At 73.1% G+C, this 19,924-nt stretch carries 17 protein-coding genes and 1 tRNA gene; 10 read left to right on the forward strand and 8 right to left on the reverse strand.

Translation table 11 applies throughout. The features are described 5' to 3' along the window. The 7 genes from A6Q81_RS05365 to A6Q81_RS05395 form a co-directional block, all read right to left on the reverse strand. On the reverse strand, positions 1–558 hold a 558-nt coding region (locus A6Q81_RS05365), incomplete at its 3' end, for a DUF222 domain-containing protein (RefSeq protein WP_286689771.1). 442 nt (positions 559–1,000) lie between these two features. Then, a tRNA-Gly gene (locus A6Q81_RS05370) sits at positions 1,001–1,074 on the reverse strand. A gap of 64 nt (positions 1,075–1,138) precedes the next feature. Then, entirely contained in the window at positions 1,139–2,251 is a 1,113-nt protein-coding gene (locus A6Q81_RS05375) for a PP2C family protein-serine/threonine phosphatase (protein ID WP_144433660.1), read from the reverse strand. Next, on the reverse strand, positions 2,248–3,096 hold the full coding sequence (locus A6Q81_RS05380) for an Fpg/Nei family DNA glycosylase (RefSeq protein ID WP_286689772.1): 849 nt from the start codon (positions 3,094–3,096) through the stop codon (positions 2,248–2,250). Before A6Q81_RS05380 ends, A6Q81_RS05375 begins: the two co-directional genes overlap by 4 nt. A gap of 42 nt (positions 3,097–3,138) precedes the next feature. After that, positions 3,139–3,597 carry a ribose-5-phosphate isomerase gene (locus tag A6Q81_RS05385; protein WP_253024392.1) on the reverse strand — a complete coding sequence of 153 codons (459 nt, stop codon included), beginning with the start codon at positions 3,595–3,597 and terminating at the stop codon, positions 3,139–3,141. 44 nt (positions 3,598–3,641) lie between these two features. Further along, a complete protein-coding gene (locus A6Q81_RS05390) occupies positions 3,642–4,541 on the reverse strand; it encodes an alpha/beta hydrolase (protein WP_067855173.1) in 900 nt (299 codons plus the stop codon). Positions 4,542–4,796: 255 nt separating this feature from the next. Continuing rightward, positions 4,797–5,414: a mycothiol-dependent nitroreductase Rv2466c family protein gene (locus A6Q81_RS05395; RefSeq protein ID WP_067855170.1), complete on the reverse strand. Its 618-nt coding sequence runs from the start codon at positions 5,412–5,414 to the stop codon at positions 4,797–4,799. A gap of 201 nt (positions 5,415–5,615) precedes the next feature. Between A6Q81_RS05395 and A6Q81_RS05400 the strand changes: the two genes are divergently transcribed. From A6Q81_RS05400 to A6Q81_RS05435, 8 genes are all read left to right on the forward strand, one after another. Beyond that, positions 5,616–7,172, forward strand: a complete 1,557-nt coding sequence (locus A6Q81_RS05400; RefSeq protein WP_286689773.1) for an MFS transporter — start codon at positions 5,616–5,618, stop codon at positions 7,170–7,172. A 159-nt stretch (positions 7,173–7,331) separates the two neighbouring features. Then, complete coding sequence (locus A6Q81_RS05405; protein WP_286689774.1) at positions 7,332–9,185, forward strand: molybdopterin oxidoreductase family protein; 1,854 nt, start codon at positions 7,332–7,334, stop codon at positions 9,183–9,185. Next, entirely contained in the window at positions 9,182–10,654 is a 1,473-nt protein-coding gene (locus A6Q81_RS05410; RefSeq protein ID WP_286689775.1) for an FAD-dependent oxidoreductase, read from the forward strand. Before A6Q81_RS05405 ends, A6Q81_RS05410 begins: the two co-directional genes overlap by 4 nt. 46 nt (positions 10,655–10,700) lie before the next feature. Further along, the gene (locus tag A6Q81_RS05415) at positions 10,701–12,047 is read left to right on the forward strand and encodes an NAD(P)/FAD-dependent oxidoreductase (RefSeq protein WP_286689776.1); all 1,347 of its coding nucleotides are present in this window, start codon (positions 10,701–10,703) and stop codon (positions 12,045–12,047) included. Then, positions 11,966–13,144: a ferredoxin-like domain-containing protein gene (locus A6Q81_RS05420; RefSeq protein ID WP_286689777.1), complete on the forward strand. Its 1,179-nt coding sequence runs from the start codon at positions 11,966–11,968 to the stop codon at positions 13,142–13,144. Before A6Q81_RS05415 ends, A6Q81_RS05420 begins: the two co-directional genes overlap by 82 nt. Continuing rightward, positions 13,141–13,509: a nitrite reductase small subunit NirD gene (gene nirD, locus A6Q81_RS05425; RefSeq protein WP_067855161.1), complete on the forward strand. Its 369-nt coding sequence runs from the start codon at positions 13,141–13,143 to the stop codon at positions 13,507–13,509. The genes A6Q81_RS05420 and nirD overlap by 4 nt, the downstream gene beginning before the upstream one ends. Before the next feature lie 2 nt (positions 13,510–13,511). Beyond that, a complete protein-coding gene (locus A6Q81_RS05430) occupies positions 13,512–14,627 on the forward strand; it encodes a uroporphyrinogen-III synthase (protein WP_286689778.1) in 1,116 nt (371 codons plus the stop codon). Further along, positions 14,624–15,349, forward strand: a complete 726-nt coding sequence (locus A6Q81_RS05435; protein WP_286689779.1) for a sirohydrochlorin chelatase — start codon at positions 14,624–14,626, stop codon at positions 15,347–15,349. The genes A6Q81_RS05430 and A6Q81_RS05435 overlap by 4 nt, the downstream gene beginning before the upstream one ends. On the opposite strand, the gene A6Q81_RS05440 is transcribed toward A6Q81_RS05435, so the two are convergent. Then, positions 15,322–16,473: a glutamate--cysteine ligase gene (locus tag A6Q81_RS05440; protein ID WP_286689780.1), complete on the reverse strand. Its 1,152-nt coding sequence runs from the start codon at positions 16,471–16,473 to the stop codon at positions 15,322–15,324. The genes A6Q81_RS05435 and A6Q81_RS05440 overlap by 28 nt on opposite strands. A gap of 48 nt (positions 16,474–16,521) precedes the next feature. Between A6Q81_RS05440 and A6Q81_RS05445 the strand changes: the two genes are divergently transcribed. After that, positions 16,522–17,196 (forward strand): class I SAM-dependent methyltransferase, encoded by a 675-nt coding sequence (locus A6Q81_RS05445; RefSeq protein WP_286689781.1) that lies wholly within the window; start codon positions 16,522–16,524, stop codon positions 17,194–17,196. A gap of 56 nt (positions 17,197–17,252) precedes the next feature. Next, complete coding sequence (gene pepN / locus A6Q81_RS05450; protein ID WP_286689782.1) at positions 17,253–19,769, forward strand: aminopeptidase N; 2,517 nt, start codon at positions 17,253–17,255, stop codon at positions 19,767–19,769. The last annotated feature ends 155 nt before the right edge of the window (positions 19,770–19,924 follow it).

The following is a 19,924-nucleotide window of genomic DNA, read 5'->3' on the forward strand; positions in this document are numbered from 1 at the left end:
AGCCGTGGGGATGAGGGCCTGCAGCAGGCTCATCCCGTCATCCAGGGCGGTGATGGTCACGGTGCGGTCCTGCTGGGCGGCCTTGCGGCGCTCGATCGCACGGTCGGGCTCGACCCGGACCAGGAACCGGCGCAGCCACCCCTTCAACTGACCCAGGGTGTGGGTGGTGGCGTAGGCGAGGACGGTCTCGTCCAGCCGGGTGATGTTCTCGGGTTGGTGGAGCTTCCAGGCGGTGGAGGCGATCTCGCGGGCCTTGGCACGGTCGACCTCACCCCGCACGTGAGCGGCCCACACGGTCGGCAGGTCCATGACGAGGGTGCGGGTGGCCGAGACCAGGTTCGAGATCAGAGCGGTGGCGACGTGGAGCTCGACGGCGACTTCCAGGATCGCGACCTGACGGGCGTCCTCGACCTGACGAGCGCTCAACCCTTGGGCGAGGGCGTCGGTGCGGCGGGTCTCCACGAACCGCAGCACCGCCCGAGCCTGCTCCGCCTCACCAGCCCACACCCGCGCCGACGCGACTGCCGCGTCTGCGAGGAGGGTGTCGGTGGGGTTCATGTCTCCAACCTAGAGACCCCCTCCGACACCCCCCTCCAGCCCGGAAGACCACTGTGGATACGGGGATTTCGGCTGATTTGCGCTGGGCCGTTGCCGGGTGGTCTCGCTCCGTCGCGGCTACGCCCTCATTGCGACGGCTCCATCGCACCGACGAGCTCGCTGGCGCTCGCCGTCGCCGCTACTCGACCAGCGGAACCCTCCGCTGGTCGAGTAGTCGACGCCGCTGGGGGCACCTCCCGCTTGCGGGGGCCGAAGGAGCAGGCGGAGGTCGAGACCACTCGAAGCGGTCGCTGGGGGCCGGCTCGCGCTGACCTGTTGCCGGATGGTCTCGATACGCAGGGACCTCGCAAGCTCGTCCCTGCTACTCGACCAGCGGAACGTTTCGCTGGTCGAAAGGGACGACGCCGCGACGGGGCGGGTGGAGACGTGATTCGGCCCCGAGAGCGGACGACGAGACTCGAACTCGCAACATTCTGCTTGGAAGGCAGAGACTCTAACCAATTGAGCTACGTCCGCTCTCGGGGCCGAAGCGGGTCCATGATGCCACACCGCGTCGACCCGGGGCCGGGGCGGGGCTCGGTCAGTCCTGGCGTGCGACGAGCAGGACGGCGCGGTCGTCGTCCTTCGCGCGGACCCGGCCGAGGATCCGACCCGCAGCACCCTCGACGCCTGCGCGGAGGGCACGCGTCGCCGCCGTGCGCAGCCACGCGACGCCCTCCTCGACGCCCTGGTCGCGCGACTCGACGACGCCGTCGGTGTAGAAGAGCAGCGTCTCGCCCGGCTCCAGGCGTCCGTGCGTCTGGGTGAAGAGCGGGTGACGCATGATGCCGAGGGCCGTGCCGCGCGCCTCGTCGATCGCCCACTCCCCCGTCGACGGGCGCCAGTGCAGGACGGGCGGGTGACCGGCGCTGATGATCCCGTAGGAGCCGGTGCGCAGGTCGATCGAGACGTGCACCGCCGTCGCGAAGCCCTCCTCCCACTGCTGCCGCAGCAGGAAGTCGTTGGCGGCCGCGAACAGGGCCTGCGGCGGCAGGGCGCCGATCAGTCCGCCCAGTGCACCCGCGAGCTGCAGCGACTGCGTGCCCGCCGCGACGCCCTTGCCGCAGACGTCGACGAGGATCATCTCGAGCTCGACCTCGTCGGCCGACAGGTTCGCGACCATGAAGTCGCCGGAGAAGTGCACACCACCGGCGGTGAGCATGGCCGACTCCGAGTACCACCCGCTCGGCAGCGGGGGCACCTTGCCCTGCGCGTGGAGCCGGTCGCGCAGGTCGACGAGCATGGCCTCGCCCAGCGGTCCGGGGAGTCCGCTGCGCCGACGCCGCGCCTCCCAGAGCTGGATCGCGGCGACCGTCGCCATCATGACGAGGGAGCTGACCCGGCTGACCGTGATCCCCTCGCGCACGTACTCCAGCGAGACGGTGATCGTCACCAGCACGACGATGACGCCGACGAGCACCAGCAACGGCTGGAACCGCAGGGTGATGCTGCCGATCAGCAGCGGGATGACGAACGTGAGCGCCGGGAACACCGCGTAGTTGGTGATCGACAGCGCGAAGATCCCGAGGCAGGCGACCAGCAGCACGGCGAGGACGGCGACCTGTCCCTCGCGGGTGCCCGTCTGCCAGCGGACGACGCGGTCGTCCACGTACCGGCTCAGGCGCATCCGCGCATGGCTCACACGTGACCTCACCGGCCGAGCGTACCCGCGCGCTGGCACGTCGGGCACCAGAACAGGTTGCGGGCCGCGAGCTCCTGCTTGCGGACCGTGTCGCCGCAGACGTAGCAGGCGCGACCGTCACGTCGGTACACGTAGACCTCCCCGCCGTGGTCGTCGCGACGCGGCGCGCGACCCATGACGTCGGGACCGTGCTCGACGTGCACGGTGTCAATGCGACCCTTGCGCACGCCCTCGCGCATCAGGGCGATCAGGTCGGCCCACATCGCGTCCCAGAACGGCTCGGGCAGCTCCCGGCCCGGCAGGAACGGGTCGATGCCGCCACGGAACAACACCTCCGCCCGGTACACGTTGCCGATCCCCGCGACCACCGACTGGTCCATGAGCAGGGTGGCGATCGGTGCCCGCGAGCGGTGGATGCGCGCCCACGCGCGGCCCGGGTCGGCGTCGTCGCGCAGGGGGTCGGGCCCGAGCCGCGACAGCAGCGTGTCGACCTCGTCGGGCAGCAGCAGCGTGCAGGCCGTCGGCCCCCTCAGGTCGCCCGTCCGCGTGGGCCACTCCGCCGGTCCGACGAGCCGCCAGCGCACCTGCCCGGTGACCTCGGGGACCTCGCCCTCCGGGTGCTTGCGGACGCGGAACTTGCCGAAGAGCCCGAGGTGCACGTGCACCTGCTCGGCCAGGCCGTCGAACCGGACCAGCAGGTGCTTGCCCCACGCGTCGGCCGAGACGAGCGTCAGCCCGTCGATGCGTGCGGCACCCTCCTCGAAGCGACCCTGCGGGCTGCTGGAGGTGACCCGGTCGCCGGCGAACGCGTCGTCGACGCGCTGGGCGAGCCGGTGGATGGTGTGACCCTCAGGCACCGTGGCGCCCTGCGGGTCGAGAGGTCGGGAGGGACCCGTGGGTCACCCGAAGCCGCCGGTGGTCTCGTACGTGCCGAGCAGGTCGATCCGACGCTGGTGACGCTCCGCGCCGCTGAAGGGCGTCGTCAGGAAGGTCTCGATGATCTCCACGGCCTCCTCGAACGTATGCATGCGACCGCCCACGGACACCACCTGCGCGTCGTTGTGCTCACGGGCGAGCCGCGCCGTCTCGACGCTCCACGCGAGCGCGGCGCGGATGCCGCGCACCTTGTTCGCGGCCATCTGCTCGCCGTTGCCGGAGCCGCCGATGACGACGCCCAGCGACCCGGGCTCGTCGGCGACGGCCTGCGCGGCCGCCACGCAGAACGGCGGGTAGTCGTCCTCCGCGTCGTACTCGTAGGCGCCGTGGTCGACGGGCTCGTACCCGTGGTCGGTCAGCCAGGCGGCGAGACGGTCCTTCAGCTCGAGTCCGGCATGGTCGGTTCCCAGGTGCACGCGCATGCCGTCAGTGTCCCAGAACCGGGGCCGGGGCCGTCGTCCGCCCGTCAGGGCGTGCGGGACGACGCGCGGGCGGCGTCGAGCCACGCGCCGACGGCGGCGACCGTGCTCCGCGCCGCGTCGAAGACCTCCGGCTGGCGCCAGAACGAGTGGATCATGCCGAGAGCGCGGACGGCCATCACGGGAACGCCGGCGTCGGCGAGCGCCGCCGCGTACGCCTCGCCCTGGTCGCGCAGCACGTCGTGCTCGCACGTGACCACGACGGCCGGCGGGTGGTCGGCGAGGTTCGTCGCCCGGGCCACGCTGACGTCGGGCCGGTCGGCGACGTCGTCGGCCGCGTAGGCGTCCCACATCCACGTCATCGACGCGAGGTCGAGCGCGGCGTTCTCGAGGGCCGGGTCGAGCGGGGCGCGACGGTCGGTGACCGGGTACAGCAGCACCTGGTGGTCGAGCAGGCGCGGGTCGCGCACGCACAGCCCCGCCACGAGGTTGGCGCCAGCGGAGTCGCCGATGCCGGCGACCCAGGCGGTGTCGACGTCGAGCGAGTCGCCGTGCGCGCGCAGCCACCGCGCCGCCCGCTCCACGTCGTCGAGCGGCGCCGGGTAGGGATGCTCCGGGGCGAGCCGGTAGTCGACGGCCAGCAGGGCCCACCCCGTCGTGTCGGCCAGGTACCGGCAGAACGAGTCGTGCGTCTCGAGGTCGTGGAGCACCCACCCGCCACCGTGCACGTACAGCGCCACCGGTGCGCCCGCCGCCGGCCGGTACAGACGACACGGCACGCCGTCGGCGTCGACGTCGGCCACGTGGTCGACCTCGGTCCGCACCGGCTCCGCCAGCGCCGCCTCGCGCGACACCGACCGCATCGTGCGGACCAGCTCCACGTCGAGCGGCGTGTCGTCGGTGCCGAGCGCGTCGAGGTAGGCGCGGGCCTGCGGGTGCAGCGTCATGGCGTCATCGTAGGTGGGGTGGGGGCCCGCCCAGAGCGGCCGTCGGGGCTACGCCCCTGGACCTGCGTGGGCTTGGACGCCCACCAGGTCTCGATACAGCGGGACCGGCTTCGCCGGTGGACTACTCGTCCGTCGCGGCTACGCCCTGGACCTGCGGGGGTCTGGACACCCACCAGGTCTCGATACAGCGAGACCGGCTTCGCCGGTGCACCACTCGACCTGACTGAACCGTTCGCTCGCTGCGCTCGCTCAGGTTCAGTCAAAAATCGGGTCGCGGTCGCGGGTGCGCTTCAGCTCGTAGAAGCCGTCGTATCCCGCGAGCAGCCGCGCGCCGTCGAACACGCGACCGGCGTCCTCACCCTTCGGAGCCGGCGACAGCACCGGACCGAAGAACGCCGTGCCACCGACCGAGATGACCGGCGTGCCGACCTCCTGGCCCACCCGCTCGATGCCGTCCTGGTGCGAGGCGCGCACCGCGTCGTCCAACGACGTGTCGTCGGCCGCGGCGGCCAGCTCCGTCGGCAGACCGATCTGCTCCAGCACCTCGACGTAGAGGTCGTGGGTGAAGTCGCGACCGCCGGGGTGACGCGCCGTGCCGATGGCCGTGTAGAACTCGCGCAGCTTCTCCTGCCCGTGCTGCTGCTCGATCGCGATGGCCAGGCGCACCGGCCCCCACCCGCGCTGGATCATCTCCTTGTACTCCTCGGGGACGTCCTTGTCCTCGTTGAGCACCGAGAGGCTCATGACGTGGAAGACGGTGTGCACGTCGCGCACCTGCTCCACCTCGAGCATCCAGCGGGACGTCATCCAGGCCCAGGGGCACAGCGGATCGAACCAGAAGTCGACGGTCTCGACGGTCTGCGACTCAGTCATGCACGCCTCAACCACGGGCGACGCGTCACCATTCCCCGCGACCTCCGGCTCACCGATCTCACAGTCGTCCCCACCGCAGCGTGCGGACGGTGTTACCCCGACCTGACACGAGAAGCGCACGACGCGAAACACGCCGTCCCTAACGTCGGCGACGACCACGGGCCGACCAGCGGCCCGCGCAGGAACCGAGCGAGGCAGTCCATGACGATCGAGATCGACACCCCGCGTCCCCCCGCGACGGCGCCCGACGCCGACGCGACCGCCCCGCCCCGACGGCGCACCGGCCGCTGGATCGACCACTGGGACCCCGAGGACACCGCGTTCTGGGAGTCGACCGGCAAGCGCGTCGCCCGCCGCAACCTGGCGTGGTCGATCTTCGCCGAGCACCTCGGGTTCTCCGTCTGGCTGCTGTGGAGCGTCACCGCCACCTTCCTCGCCTCGGCCGGCTTCGCGTTCACGCCCCAGCAGCTGTTCTGGCTCGTCGCGGCACCGAACCTCGTCGGCTCGCTCATCCGGCTCCCCTACACGTTCGCCGTGCCCCGCTTCGGCGCACGCAACTGGACCGTCGTCAGCGCCCTGCTGCTCCTCGTGCCGACCGCCCTCTTCGCGTTCTTCGTGCAACGACCGGACACGCCCTACTGGGTGTTCATCGTCATCGCGGCCACGGCGGGCGTCGGCGGCGGCAACTTCGCGTCGTCGATGGCGAGCATCAACTTCTTCTACCCGGCTAGCCGCAAGGGCACGGCGCTCGGCCTCAACGCCGCCGGCGGCAACCTGGGCGTCTCGCTGGTGCAGCTGTTCCTGCCGGTGATCGTCGGAGGCGCCGGGCTCTTCGGCCTGGTGGCGGCGAGCGGCTCGATCCACCTCGAGCGCGCCGCCTACGTGTGGGGCGGCCTGGCCCTGGTCGCTGCGGCGGGCGCCTTCTTCTTCATGAACAACCTCGCGGTCGCCTCGTCGCGGCCGCGCGAGCAGCTGCGCGTCGTCCGCTACCGGCACACGTGGATCATGGCGTTCCTCTACATCGGCACGTTCGGCTCGTTCATCGGCTTCTCCGCCGCCATGCCGCTGCTCATCAAGATCAACTTCTTCAACCAGCCCACGCCCGACGTGGTCGGCATCGGCATCAACGTCGCGTCCTTCGCGTTCCTCGGGGCGCTGGTCGGCTCGATCACGCGGCCGTTCGGCGGCTGGCTGGCCGACCGCTTCGGCGGTGCGCGGGTGACGGTGGCGTCGTTCGCCCTCATGACGATCGGCACGCTCGCCGTGCTGGTCACGTTGACCCGGCTGACGCCCGTCCCGAAGGTCGACCCGACGACCGTCGACCCCGCGACGTTCACCTACCCCGACGCCGTCCGCAGCGCCGTCGAGTCGAACGAGCAGGTCTTCTGGTTCTTCCTCGCCGCCTTCCTGTTCGTCTTCGCCGCGTCGGGCATGGGCAACGGCTCGACGTACCGCATGATCCCGATCATCTGGAAGGTGCGCGCCGAGGCGGCCGGCCCCGAGGGGTCGCCCGAGCGGGGCGCGGCGCTCGTCCAGGCCACCCGTGAGGCGTCGGCCGTGCTCGGCATCGTCGGTGCCATCGGCGCGATCGGCGGGTTCCTCATCCCCATGACGTTCGGCGCCCCGTGGATCAACGACCCGGTCGCCGCGGTGCGCAGCGCGTTCGCCGTGTTCGCCGTGTTCTACGTGGTGTGCCTGCTGGTCACCTGGGCGGTGTACCTGCGGCCCGGGTCGGCGATGTCCCGCGCCCGGGTCTGAGATGCCCGTGCCCCACGACCAGGTCGCGCAGGTCCCGACGACCGACTCCCACTGCCCCTACTGCGCGCTGCAGTGCGCGCAGCAGGCCGGCCGACGTCCACCCCTTCTGGCAGAGCCCCCCGCGGTTCGTGGGGAAGTCCCGCGGCTCCACCCGACGCGGTGGCGGTGTTCGGCGGTGGCGGGCTCACCAACGAGAAGGCGTACCAGCTCGGCAAGTTCGCTCGGCTCGCGCTGCGCACCCGCCTCGTCGACTACAACGGGCGGTTCTGCATGGCGTCGGCCGCGGCGGCCGCCAACCGCAGCCTCGGCGTCGACCGGGGTCTGCCGTTCCCGCTCACCGACCTCGACGACGCCGACGCGGTGCTGCTGCTGGGCAGCAACCTGGCCGACACGATGCCGCCGTCGGTGCAGCACCTCGCAGGACCACGCGCGCGGGGCGGCCTCGTCGTCGTCGACCCTCGGCGCTCGGCCACGGCACGGCTCTGCGACGACGGCGCAGGCACGCACCTGCAGCCCCTGCCGGGCACCGACCTCGTCCTGCTGCTCGGCCTCCTGCACGTGGTGCTGGGCGACGGGCTCGCCGACGTCACCTACCTGGACGAGCGCGTCGACGGCGTCGAGGACGTGCGCCGCTCGGTCGCGGCCTGGTGGCCCGAGCGGGTCGAGACGGTCACGGGCGTGCCGGCGGGCCAGCTGCGCAGCGTGGCGCACCGGCTCGCCGACGCGTCGCCGCACCGCGGCGGCCGGGGCGCGTACGTGCTCACCGGCCGTGGCGCCGAGCAGCACGTCGACGGCACCGACACGGTCAGCGCGGCGATCTCCCTCGCACTCGCGCTCGGCCTGCCGGGCGCGCACCGCGGCGGGTACGGCGCGCTCACCGGCCAGGGCAACGGCCAAGGCGGACGCGAGCACGGGCAGAAAGCGGACCAGCTCCCGGGGTACCGCTCGATCGAGGACCCCGCCGACCGCGCGCACGTCGCCGCCGTGTGGGGCGTCGACCCTGAGCTCCTCCCCCGGTCCGGGGTCCCCGCGGTGCAGCTGCTCTCGTCGCTCGGCACCGAGAGCGGACCCCGCGGTCTGTTCGTGCACGGCAGCAACGTCGTGGTCAGCGCGCCGCGCGCGGGCGGCGTGCGCGACCGGCTCGCGTCGCTCGACCTGCTGGTGGTCTGCGACGTCGTCCCGTCGGAGACCGCCCTGCTCGCCGACTACGTCCTCCCCGTCACGCAGTGGGCCGAGGAGGAGGGCACGATGACCAGCCTCGAGGGTCGGGTGCTGCGCCGCCGTCGCCACGTCGACCCGCCGGCGCACGTGCGCGACGAGCTGTGGATCTGGTCCGAGCTGGCCCGGCGCCTGGACGCCCCCGGCACGTGGTCCACCGACGCGTCGTTGGTCTTCGACGAGCTCGCGCGGGCGAGCGCGGGCGGACGTGCCGACTACGCAGGACTCAGTCACGCCCGGCTCGACACGGGCGAGGCGCTGCACTGGCCGTGCCCCGACCCGGACCACCCGGGCACCCCGCGGCTGTTCACCGACCGCTTCGCGACGCCGTCGGGCCGGGCCCGGATGGTGCCGGTGCGACCGGTCGGACCCGACGACGACGTCCACGCCGAGGCGCCACTGCACCTCGTGACCGGCCGGCTCCTCGCGCACTACCAGTCGGGGGCCCAGACCCGTCGCGTCCCGGCCCTCTGCGACGCCGCCGGCGGACCGCACGTCGAGCTGCACCCGAGCCTCGCCGCGCGGCTCGGCCTCGACGGGGCCGAGCTCGTGCGCGTCACGTCGGCCCGCGGCTCGATGGTCGCGCCCGCCCGCATCACCCGCGACGTGCGGCCCGACACCGTGTTCGTCCCGTTCCACTTCGCCGGGGACAGCCTGGTCAACGCGCTCACGAACGACGCGACCGACCCCGTGTCCGGCATGCCCGAGTTCAAGGTGTGCGCGGTCCGCGTCGAGCGGGTCGCCGACGACGCCGGGCCGTCCGCCGCCCGCGTGCTGCAGGAGGTCGAGTCGTGAGGATCGTCGTCGTGGGGGCCGGGATGGTCGGCCACCGGTTCGTCGAGGAGGCGCTGCGGCTCGACCCCGCGGCCGACGTGGTGCTGCTGGGCGAGGAGTCCTACGAGCCGTACAACCGCGTCCTGCTGTCGGAGCTGGTCGCCGGTCGCACCGACCTCGCGTCGCTCACGCTGCCCGAGGCGTCCGGCGCGCGGGTCCGGCGCGGCGTGCGGGCGGTCGAGCTCGACGTCGCCGCCCGTCGGGTCCTGCTCGACGACGGGTCGGACGAGCCGTGGGACCACCTCGTGCTGGCGCTGGGGGCGCGGGCGCGCGTGCTGCCGCTCGCCGGGCTGGACGCCGGTGGCGGCCGGCTCGTCGGTGGGGCGCACGTGCTGCGGACGGTCGACGACGCGCGCGGCGTCGTCGCGGGCGCGCTCAACGCGCGTCGGGCGTGCGTGGTCGGGGCGGGCGCGATCGGCGTCGAGGTCGCGTGCGGGCTGCGTCGGCGCGGCCTGGACGTGACCGTCCTCGCCTCCCGCGACGGCGTGCTCGACCGCGACCTCGACCCGCGCGTGTCGGCCGTCGCGACCCGCACCCTGCGCGACCTCGACGTCGCGGTCGTGCCGCAGGCCGGCGTGCGGGCGGTCGACGTCGCGCAGGGCCACGTCGACGCGGTGGTCCTCGGCGACGGGACCCGCGTGCCGACCGACCTCCTCGTGCTCGCGACCGGGTCGGTCCCGCGCACCGAGCTGGCCGTCGAGGCCGGGCTCACCGTGCGCCACGGGATCGTCGTCGACGCCGACCTGCGCACGAGCGACCCGAGCGTCAGCGCGATCGGCGACTGCGCCGAGACGCCCGACGGCGTGAGCGGCCTGGTCGCCCCGGGGTGGGCGCAGGCCGACGCGCTCGCCGCGCGACTCGTGCGCGACCGACCCGTCCCGGCGCTGCCGGTCCAGGGCGCGACCCTGCGGCTCAAGGCCGTCGGGCTCGACGTGGTCACGGCGGGAATGCGCGCGTCGACGGCGCACGAGGACGACCGGGTGCTGGCCCTCGACGACGCGGGCGCCCGGCGCTACGTCGAGGTCGTCGTCCGGCAGGGCACGCTCGTCGGGATGACGTGCGTCGGCTCGCCGGAGCTGGCCGCGCGGCTCGCCGTGCAGCTCGACCGTCCGGGCATCGTCCCGCCCGACCCGCTCCAGCTCCTCGTCGGCGCACCCGAGGACCAGCCGGGCTCGCCCACGACCATGCCGTCGAGCACGACCGTGTGCCGCTGCAACGGGGTCACGAAGGCCGACGTCGTCGCCGCCTGGGACGGCGGCTGCTGCACGGTCGAGGAGGTGGTCGCGAGCACGCGCGCGACCACGGGATGCGGCGGCTGCCGCACCCTCGTGTGCGGCCTCGTCGACTGGCTGCAGGAGGTCGACCCGGCCGTCCCGGCGACCTCACAGCAGGCGGCTGCGGTGCGTGAGCGAGGTGTTGCAGCCCGGTAACCGGCGGCGTCGGGACCCGACACACGGGCTGCCTAGCGTCGTCGACATGGAACGCAGCACCCTGGTCGTGGCCGGAGCCGGCATGGTCGCCCGTCGTCTCGTCGAAGCCCTCGTGGAGCGCGACGCGACCTCGCGGTGGGACGTGGAGGTCTACGGCGAGGAGGTGCACGCCCCGTACGACCGGGTGGCGCTGACCAGCTACTTCGACCTCTCCGGACCCGAGGAGCTGCTGCTCGGCGACGCGTCGTTGTGGGACACCCCTGGGGTCACGCTGCACACGGGCACGGCGGTCGAGTCGGTCGACGCGTCGGCGCGCACGGTCGTCGTCGGCGGGCAGGAGCGGCGCTACGACGCGCTCGTCCTGGCCACCGGCTCGTACGCGGCCGTGCCGCCGGTGGAGGGCGCCGACCTGCGCGGCTGCTTCGTCTACCGGACGGTCGACGACCTCGACGCCCTGCGCACCTGGGTGTCCGAGCGCGAGGCCGCGCTGGGCCGCCCCGTCCGCGGCGCGGTCGTCGGCGGCGGGCTCCTGGGCCTGGAGGCCGCCGGCGCCCTCACCGCGCTCGGCACCGAGACCACCGTGGTCGAGTTCGCCGACCGGCTCATGCCGGTCCAGGTCGACGCAGGCGGCGGCGAGGCGCTGCGCCGGCTGGTCGAGGGCCTCGGCGTGGCGGTCCGGACGTCGACCGCGACGTCGCGCGTGGTCGCCGACGACGCCGGCCGGGTGGAGCGGATGGAGTTCGCGTCCGGCGACCCGCTCGACGTCGACGTCGTCGTGTTCGCCACGGGTGTCCGTCCGCGCGACGAGCTCGCCCGCGGCGCCGGGCTGGCGGTGCACCCGCGCGGCGGGGTGCTCGCCGACGAGGGGTGCCGCACGAGCGACCCCGCCGTCTACGCCGTCGGCGAGGTCGCCTGCGTGTCCGACCGGGTCTGGGGGCTGGTCGGGCCGGGCTACACGATGGCGGAGGTGGTGGCCGACCGTCTGCTCGGCGGCGAGGCCACGTTCGCCGACGCCGACCTGTCGACGAAGCTCAAGCTGCTCGGGGTCGACGTCGCCAGCTTCGGCGACGCCTTCGGGACGACGCCCGACAGCCTCGAGGTCGTCTACGCCGACCCCGTGCAGGGCCTGTACAAGAAGCTCGTCCTCAGCGACGACGCCTCGACCCTCCTGGGTGGCGTGCTCGTGGGCGACGCGTCCGCGTACGGCAGCCTGCGTCCGCTCGTCGGCCACCACCTCCGCCATCGTGTAGCCCGGCCCGACCAGCCCCCAGACCCGGTCGGGCCGGCACGAGCTGCGGCTCGTGCGTGCCGATGGTCAAGCAGCTGCTCCAGGCCCAGCTCGCCGAGGCGGGCATCGAGGTCGGGAACGACCTGTGCGAGCACTTCTCGCTGAGCCGCGCCCAGCTCTTCGACGTCGTGCGTGTCAGCGGCATCCGCACGTTCAGCGAGCTGCTCACGACCCACGGGCGCGGGCGCGGGTGCGACGTGTGCCGCCCGGTGGCCGCGTCGATCCTCGCGTCGCTGTACCAGGAGCACGTGCTCGACGGCGAGCGCGCGGCCCTGCAGGACACCAACGACCACGTCATGGCCAACATGCAGAAGGACGGCACGTACTCGGTCGTGCCGCGCATCCCCGGCGGCGAGGTGACGCCCGAGGGGCTCATCGTCATCGGCGAGGTCGCCAAGGACTTCGGGCTCTACACGAAGATCACCGGCGGCCAGCGCATCGACCTGTTCGGCGCGCGCATCGAGCAGCTGCCCGCCATCTGGTCGCGGCTCGTCGACGCCGGGTTCGAGTCGGGCCACGCGTACGGCAAGTCGCTGCGCACCGTGAAGTCGTGCGTCGGGTCGACGTGGTGCCGCTTCGGCGTGCAGGACTCGGTGGGCCTGGCCATCGCGCTCGAGCTGCGCTACCGCGGCCTGCGCTCGCCGCACAAGATCAAGCTCGGCGTCTCCGGCTGCGCCCGCGAGTGCGCCGAGGCGCGCGGCAAGGACGTCGGCGTCATCGCCACCGACCACGGTTGGAACATGTACGTCGGCGGCAACGGCGGGTTCACGCCGCGGCACGCCCAGCTGTTCGCCGAGGACCTGACGACCGAGCAGCTCGTCCGCGCGATCGACCGCTTCCTCATGTACTACGTGCGCACCGCCGACCGGCTGCAGCGCACGGCACCGTGGGTGGAGTCGGTCGAGGGCGGCATCGACGCGATCCGCGCCGTCGTGCTCGACGACTCGCTCGGCATCGCCGCCGACCTCGACGCCGCGATGGACGCGCACGTGGGCGGCTACCGCGACGAGTGGGCGGCCACCCTCGAGGACCCCGAGAAGCTGCGCAAGTTCGCGTCGTTCGTCAACGCCCCCGACGTCGCCGACCCCGACCTCGCCTACGTGCCCGAGCGTGGCCAGAAGCGCCCCGCCACGGCCGAGGAGCGTGGCGTCGTGATCGGTGGACCCACCCTGCCCGTCCGCACCGCCGGAGGACCCCTGTGACCACGTTCCTCGACGCGCCCCACGCGTCCCCGACGCTCGTGCCCGTGTGCCGGCTCGACGACCTGCACCCCGACCGCGGCGCCGCCGCGCTCGTCGACGGCCGGCAGGTGGCGCTGTTCCGGCTCGCCGACACCGGCGAGGTCCGCGCGGTGTCCCACCGCGACCCGTTCACCGGGGCGAACGTCATCGCGCGCGGCCTGGTGGGCTCGCGCGGCGACGTCGCGATCGTCGTCTCGCCGCTGCACAAGCAGGCCTTCGACCTGCGCACCGGACGCTGCCTCGACGACCCCGACGTGGCCCTCGACACCTACACCGTCGACGTCGTCGACGGTGTGGTGCACGTCGGCGTCCCGCAGACTGGGTGATCGTGAACGTCCTGCGTCCCGTCCTGTCCGGCACCACCGTGCTGGTGACCGCCCAACGGCGAGCCGACGAGCTGTCCGGCGCCCTGCAGCGGCGCGGCGCCGAGGTGACGACCGCGTCGGCGCTCGGCGTGGAGTCCCACCTCGACGAGGCCGGTCTGCTGGCCGCGACCCGCGAGCTCGTCGCCGACCCGCCCGACGTGCTCGTGGTGACCACGGGCATCGGGTTCCGCGGCTGGTTGGACACCGCGGAGGCGTCGGGCCTTGGCCACGACCTCGTCGAGGCCCTCGCGCAGACCCGGATCGTGGCCCGCGGGCCCAAGGCGCGCGGTGCGCTCCAGGCGGCGGGTCTCGTGCCCGACTGGGTGGCGGAGTCCGAGACGTCGGCCGAGATCGTGCAGCTGCTCCTGACGGAGGGCGTCGACGGCCTGCACGTGGCGGTGCAGCACCACGGCGCGGGCGACGACGGCATCGAGAAGGCGCTGCAGGGGGGCGGGGCGGTCACGACGACCCTCGTCGTCTACCGCTGGGGCCCTCCGCCGGACCCCGAGGCCGTCGAGCGCTCGGTGGTCGCGGCGACCGCGGGCGGCTACGACGCGGTCGTGTTCACCTCGGCGCCCGGCGCATCGGCGTGGCTCGAGGTCGTCGAACGGCACGACGGTCTCGACGCGCTGCGCGCCCTGGTCGCGGCGGGCCGGCTGACCCTCGCCGCCGTCGGCCCGGTGACCGCCGAGCCGCTCGTCTCCCGCGGCTTCGAGCCCCTCGTGCCGGAGCGGTACCGCCTCGGGGCCCTTGTGCGGGAGCTGATCGTGCACCTCGGCGAGGACGCCGCCGCGATCGCGCTGCCCGACGGCCAGCTTCGGCTGCACGCCACCACGGCCACGCTCGACCACCAGCCGCTCCCGGTCTCCCCGAGCGGGCTCGCCGTGCTGCGGCTGCTCGCCGAGCGGCCCGGCACCGTGTGCAGCCGCGAGCAGCTGCTCGCCGTCCTGCCCGGGGAGTCGACCGACCCCCACACCGCCGAGATGGCCGTCGCGCGCCTGCGCGAGGCGATCGGCCGGTCCGCCGTCCTCACCGTCGTCAAGCGGGGCTACCGCCTCGCCGTGCAGGAGCACCCATGAACCCGCACCCCACCCGTCCCGCGCTCGTCGCGACCAGCCACGGCACGTCGAGCCCCGCAGGTCGGCGGGCGGTGCTCGGCCTCGTCGAGGCGGTGCGTCGCCGGCTGCCCGACGTCGACGTGCGTGACGCGTACGTCGACGTGCAGTCGCCGACGCCCGACGACGTGGTGGCCGGGCTCGCCGGTCCCGCCGTCGTGGTGCCGCTGCTGCTCGCCCCGGGGTTCCACGTGCGGGTCGACGTCGCCCGCGCCGCGTCGGCGCCCGGCTGCGTGGCCGCCCCGACCCTCGGTCCCGACGACCGGCTCGTGGGCGCCCTGGTGCGCCGGCTGCTCGAGGCCGGCACGCAGGACGCCGACGTCGTCGTCATGGCGTCGGCCGGCTCGAGCGACCCGGTCGCACAGGCCTGCTTCGAGCAGGTGGCCCGCGACCTGAGCGTCGCCATCGGCCAGGTCGTGCCGCTCGGCTACGTCGGCGGCACCGGTCGTCCGCTCGACGACGTGGTCGCCGACGTCCGGGCGCAGAACGCCGACCGTCGGGTCGTGGTCTCGTCGCTGCTCATGGCCCCGGGGTTCTTCCACGACCGCGTGGCGCGCTGCGACGTCGACGTCGTGAGCCGTCCCCTGCTCGACGCCGACCCGGCCGACCCCCGGCTCGTCGACCTCGTGGTCGACCGCTACGCCACCGCGTCGGCGGCTCAGGGAGCGCTGACCGGCACGGGGTGACCGGCGCGCATCTCCGCGACGAGCGAGGCGACGACGGCGTCGAGACGTCCGTCGTGGGCCTCGGCGACCCGACGCTGACGTCGGTACGACGGCCCGGTGCGCACGATGTCGGCGACGCCGGCGAGCTCTTCGCTGCACCCGAGCCGCTCGGCGACCGGCTCCAGGGTGAGGAGGAGGCGGGAGAGGTCGGCGGTCACGAGGTCCTCGCGCGCGTGCTGGTCGAGGATCAGCCAGGAGTCCATGCCGTAGCGCGCCGAGCGCCACTTGTTCTCCTGCGCGAACCACGGCGGCAGGTCGGGCAGGTCGCGACCTGCGTCGAGCTCGCTCGAGAAGTGCTCCACGAGGCAGTGGGTGAGCGCCGAGATGCTCAGCAGCTCGCTCATGGTCGGGATGCCGTCGCACACCCGCACCTCCAGCGTGCCGAACTTCGGCGACGGGCGCAGGTCCCAGCGGATCTCGTCGAACACGTCGATGACGCCCGTGGTGGTGAGGTCGTCGACGTACTGCTCGAGCTCGGACCACTCCTGGAAGTGGAACGGCAGACCCGCCGTCGGCAGCTGCTGGAACATCAGCGCGCGGTTCGACGCGTAGCCCGTGGCCTCACCGCCCCAGAACGGCGACGACGCGCTCAGCACCTGCAGGTGGCCGTAGTAGGCGAGCATCGCGTTGCTGATGGGCAGCACCTTCGCGCGGTCCTCGATGCCGACGTGCACGTGCACGCCGTAGATGAGCATCTGCCGGCCCCACCACTGCGTGCGGTCGATGAGCGTCGCGTACCGCTCCTTGTCGGTGACCTTCTGGTTGTCCCACCGCGCGAACGGGTGGGTGCCGGCGCTCATCAGCTCGACGCGCAGCGGGTCGGTGACCGTGCGGATCTCGTCGATGGCCTCCTGCAGGTCGGCGCCTGCCTCCGCGACCGTGCGCCGCACGCGCGAGACCACCTCGACGGTGTTGAGCAGCAGCTCCTGCCGGATCAGGGGGTGCTCGCCCCCGCCGGCGGGGGCGACGGCGTCGAGCACGGTCTGGGCGACCTGGCGCAGGTCGCCCGAGTCGGCGTCGACGAGGGCGAGCTCCCACTCGATCCCGACGGACGAGCGCTCGGAGCGCGCGAAGGGAAGGTCCACGGCGTCCATCCTGCCGCAGGTCCGGGCCCGAGGTCGTATCGTCCCACCATGAGCGACGGCAGGCGCGACTCGAGCGGCACGTGGCAGCGCGACCACCCGTGGGCCGCGGTCTACGACCGGATCAGCGGCGACCCGCACCTCGGGGCGCTGCTGTGGCGGGTCGGCATGGGCTCGAGCGTCGAGGAGCTGCACCGTCGGGCGCGTCGCGAGCTCGCCGCCGTGCCCGCGGGCGGCACGGTGCTGGACCTGCCCTGCGGGGGCGGGGTCGTGCTGCGCGACCTGCCGGTGGACCACGCCCTGCACTACGTGGCTGCCGACATCTCGCCCGCCATGCTCGAGCGCACGCGGGGCGAGGCCGAGCGGCTCGGCGTCGCGGCCGACGTCGAGACCCGCGTGGCCGACGTGGAGCAGCTCGCCGACGCCGACGAGACCTACGACCTCGTGCTCACGTTCACGAGCCTGCACTGCTTCCCCGACCCCGAGGCCGCGGTGCACGAGCTGGCGCGGGTGCTGCGGTCCGGTGGACGACTCGTCGGGAGCGCCTTCTGCGTCGACGCCGGCCTGCTGTACCTCCCGGGGCACCGGATCGGGCGGGCTCTCGGCGTGCTCGGTCCTCCCGTGCGGAGCACCGAGATGCGCTCCTGGCTCGTCGCGGCCGGCCTCGTCGACGTGCGGCTCGACCGCGCCGGCGCACTCACGTACTTCGAGGGCACCCGCGCCTGAGCACCCGAGGGGATTCGGCGCGTCACGCCCGACCGTCGGTGCATAGAGTGGGCGCCATGCCCGGAACGAACCTGACCCGTGAAGAAGCCACCGAGCGCGCCAGCGTCGTCTCGACCGACCACTACGTCGTCGAGCTCGACCTGACCCAGGGCACGGAGAGGTTCGGGTCGGTCACCACCGTGCGGTTCGGCGCCGTGCCCGGCTCCTCCACGTTCGCCGACCTCGTCGGCGGCGAGATTGCGTCGATCACCCTCAACGGCACCTCGCTCGACCCCGCCACCTACGCCGACAGCCGCATCCCGCTGCCCGACCTGCAGGCCGAGAACGAGCTGCGCGTCGAGGCCACCTGCGCCTACTCCCACTCCGGCGAGGGGCTGCACCGCTTCGTCGACCCCGCCGACGAGCGCGTCTACCTGTACACCCAGTTCGAGGTGCCCGACGCACGCCGTGTGTTCACCACCTTCGAGCAGCCCGACCTCAAGGCCACCTTCGACTTCCGCGTGACCGCGCCGAGCCACTGGGCCGTCGTGTCCAACGCCCCGGTCGCGGAGACGGTCGACGGCGACGGCGGCGTCAGCACGCGCGTCTTCGAGACCACGAAGACCATGTCCACCTACATCACCGCCCTCGTGGCCGGGGAGTACCACGGCGTCACCGACGTCTACTCCGGCGAGTACGGCGACATCCCGCTGGGCGTCTGGTGCCGTCAGTCGCTCGTCGAGCACCTCGACGCCGACGACATCCTCCTCGTCACCAAGCAGGGCTTCGCGTTCTTCGAGAACGCGTTCCAGATGGCGTACCCCTTCGTGAAGTACGACCAGCTGTTCGTGCCGGAGTACAACATGGGCGCGATGGAGAACGCCGGCTGCGTGACCTTCCGCGACGAGATGATCTTCCGCAGCCGCCAGACGGTGGCCGCCTACGAGCAGCGCGCGAACACGATCCTGCACGAGATGGCGCACATGTGGTTCGGCGACCTCGTGACCATGAAGTGGTGGGACGACCTGTGGCTGAACGAGTCGTTCGCGGAGTTCGCGGCGCACCACTCCTCGGTCGAGGCCACGCGCTTCACCGACGCGTGGACGGGCTTCACGAACAACCGCAAGAACTGGGCCTACCGCCAGGACCAGCTGCCCTCCACGCACCCCATCGCGGCCGACAACTACGACCTGCACGCCGTCGAGGCGAACTTCGACGGCATCACCTACGCCAAGGGCGCGTCGAGCCTCAAGCAGCTCGTCGCCTGGGTGGGTGTCGAGGACTTCTTCGCCGGGCTGCGGGCCTACTTCACCAAGCACGCGTACGGCAACACCACGCTGCAGGACCTCCTGACCGAGCTGGAGGCGGCCTCGGGCCGCGAGCTGGCGTCGTGGGCCGAGGAGTGGCTGCAGACGTCCGGCGTCAACACGCTCCGCGCCGACGCCGAGGTCGGCGACGACGGCACGTTCACGTCCTTCGCCGTCGAGCAGACCGCGATCGAGGCGTACCCGACGCTGCGTCGCCACCGCATCGCGATCGGCCTCTACGACGTCGTCGACGGTCGCCTCGTGCGCACCGAGCGGGTCGAGACCGACGTCCGCGGCGAGCGCACCGAGGTCCCCGAGCTGGTCGGCCTGCGGCGCCCGGCGCTCGTGCTGCTCAACGACGACGACCTCACCTACGCCAAGATCCGGCTCGACGAGCAGTCGTTCGCGTCGCTGGTCGAGCACGACATGGCGTTCGAGGAGTCGCTGCCGCGCGCCCTCTGCTGGGGGTCGGCCTGGGACATGACGCGTGACGCCGAGCTGTCGTCGACGGACTTCGTGTCGCTGGTGCTCGCGGGCATCGGCTCCGAGAGCGACCTGACGGCCGTCTCGTCGCTGCTGCGCCAGGGCCAGTCCGCGGTGAACCTGTACACGTCCGACGAGAAGCGGCCCGAGCTCGCCGAGCGCTGGGAGGCCGGGGTCCGGGCCCTCGCCGAGGCCGCCGAGCCGGGCAGCGACCACCAGCTGGCGTTCGTCCGCGGCTACGCGTCGGCGGCCACGTCGCCCGAGCCGCTGCGTGGCCTGCTCGAGGACGGCCTGCCGGGTCTCGACGTCGACACCGACCTGCGGTGGACGCTCGTGACCGCGCTGGCGCGTCTCGGTGCGGCCGACGAGGCCGAGATCGCGGCCGAGCTCGAGCGCGACCAGACCATCTCCGGCCGCGAGCGGGCCGCCGCGGCCCGCGCCGTCCGCCCCTCGTCGGAGGCCAAGGAGGCCGCGTGGCAGGCGGCGGTCGTCGACACGTCGACGCCCAACGAGACCCGCCGCCAGACCGCCTCGGCGTTCCAGGTGTCGGGCCAGGCCGACGTGCTCGAGCCGTTCGTCCAGCGCTACCTCGAGATGGCCGACACGGTGATCGAGGACAAGGGCGTCTGGATCGGCCAGGTCGCGCTCGTCTACCTCTTCCCGCTGGCCAACCCGACCCAGGCCACCCTCGACGCGGTCGACGCCTGGCTCGGCTCCACCGACGCCCCGGCCGCCGCCAAGCGCTACGTGTCCGAGGGGCGCGACGACCTCGCCCGCGCCCTCCGCGCCCGCGCCGCCAGCTGAGCTCCTTGAGGGTGGAGATTCCCAGGTCGACCTGGGAATCTCCACCGAGCACGGGAATCTCAGGGAAGCACGGGTACCTTTCCGTGCCTGGCTGAGATTCCCGTGCCTGGCCAGAGATTCTCGCGCCTAGCGAAGATTCCCAGGTCCACCTGGGA

Source organism: Aeromicrobium sp. REDSEA-S38_B2, assembly GCF_001628525.1.
Lineage (GTDB): Bacteria > Actinomycetota > Actinomycetes > Propionibacteriales > Nocardioidaceae > Aeromicrobium > Aeromicrobium erythreum.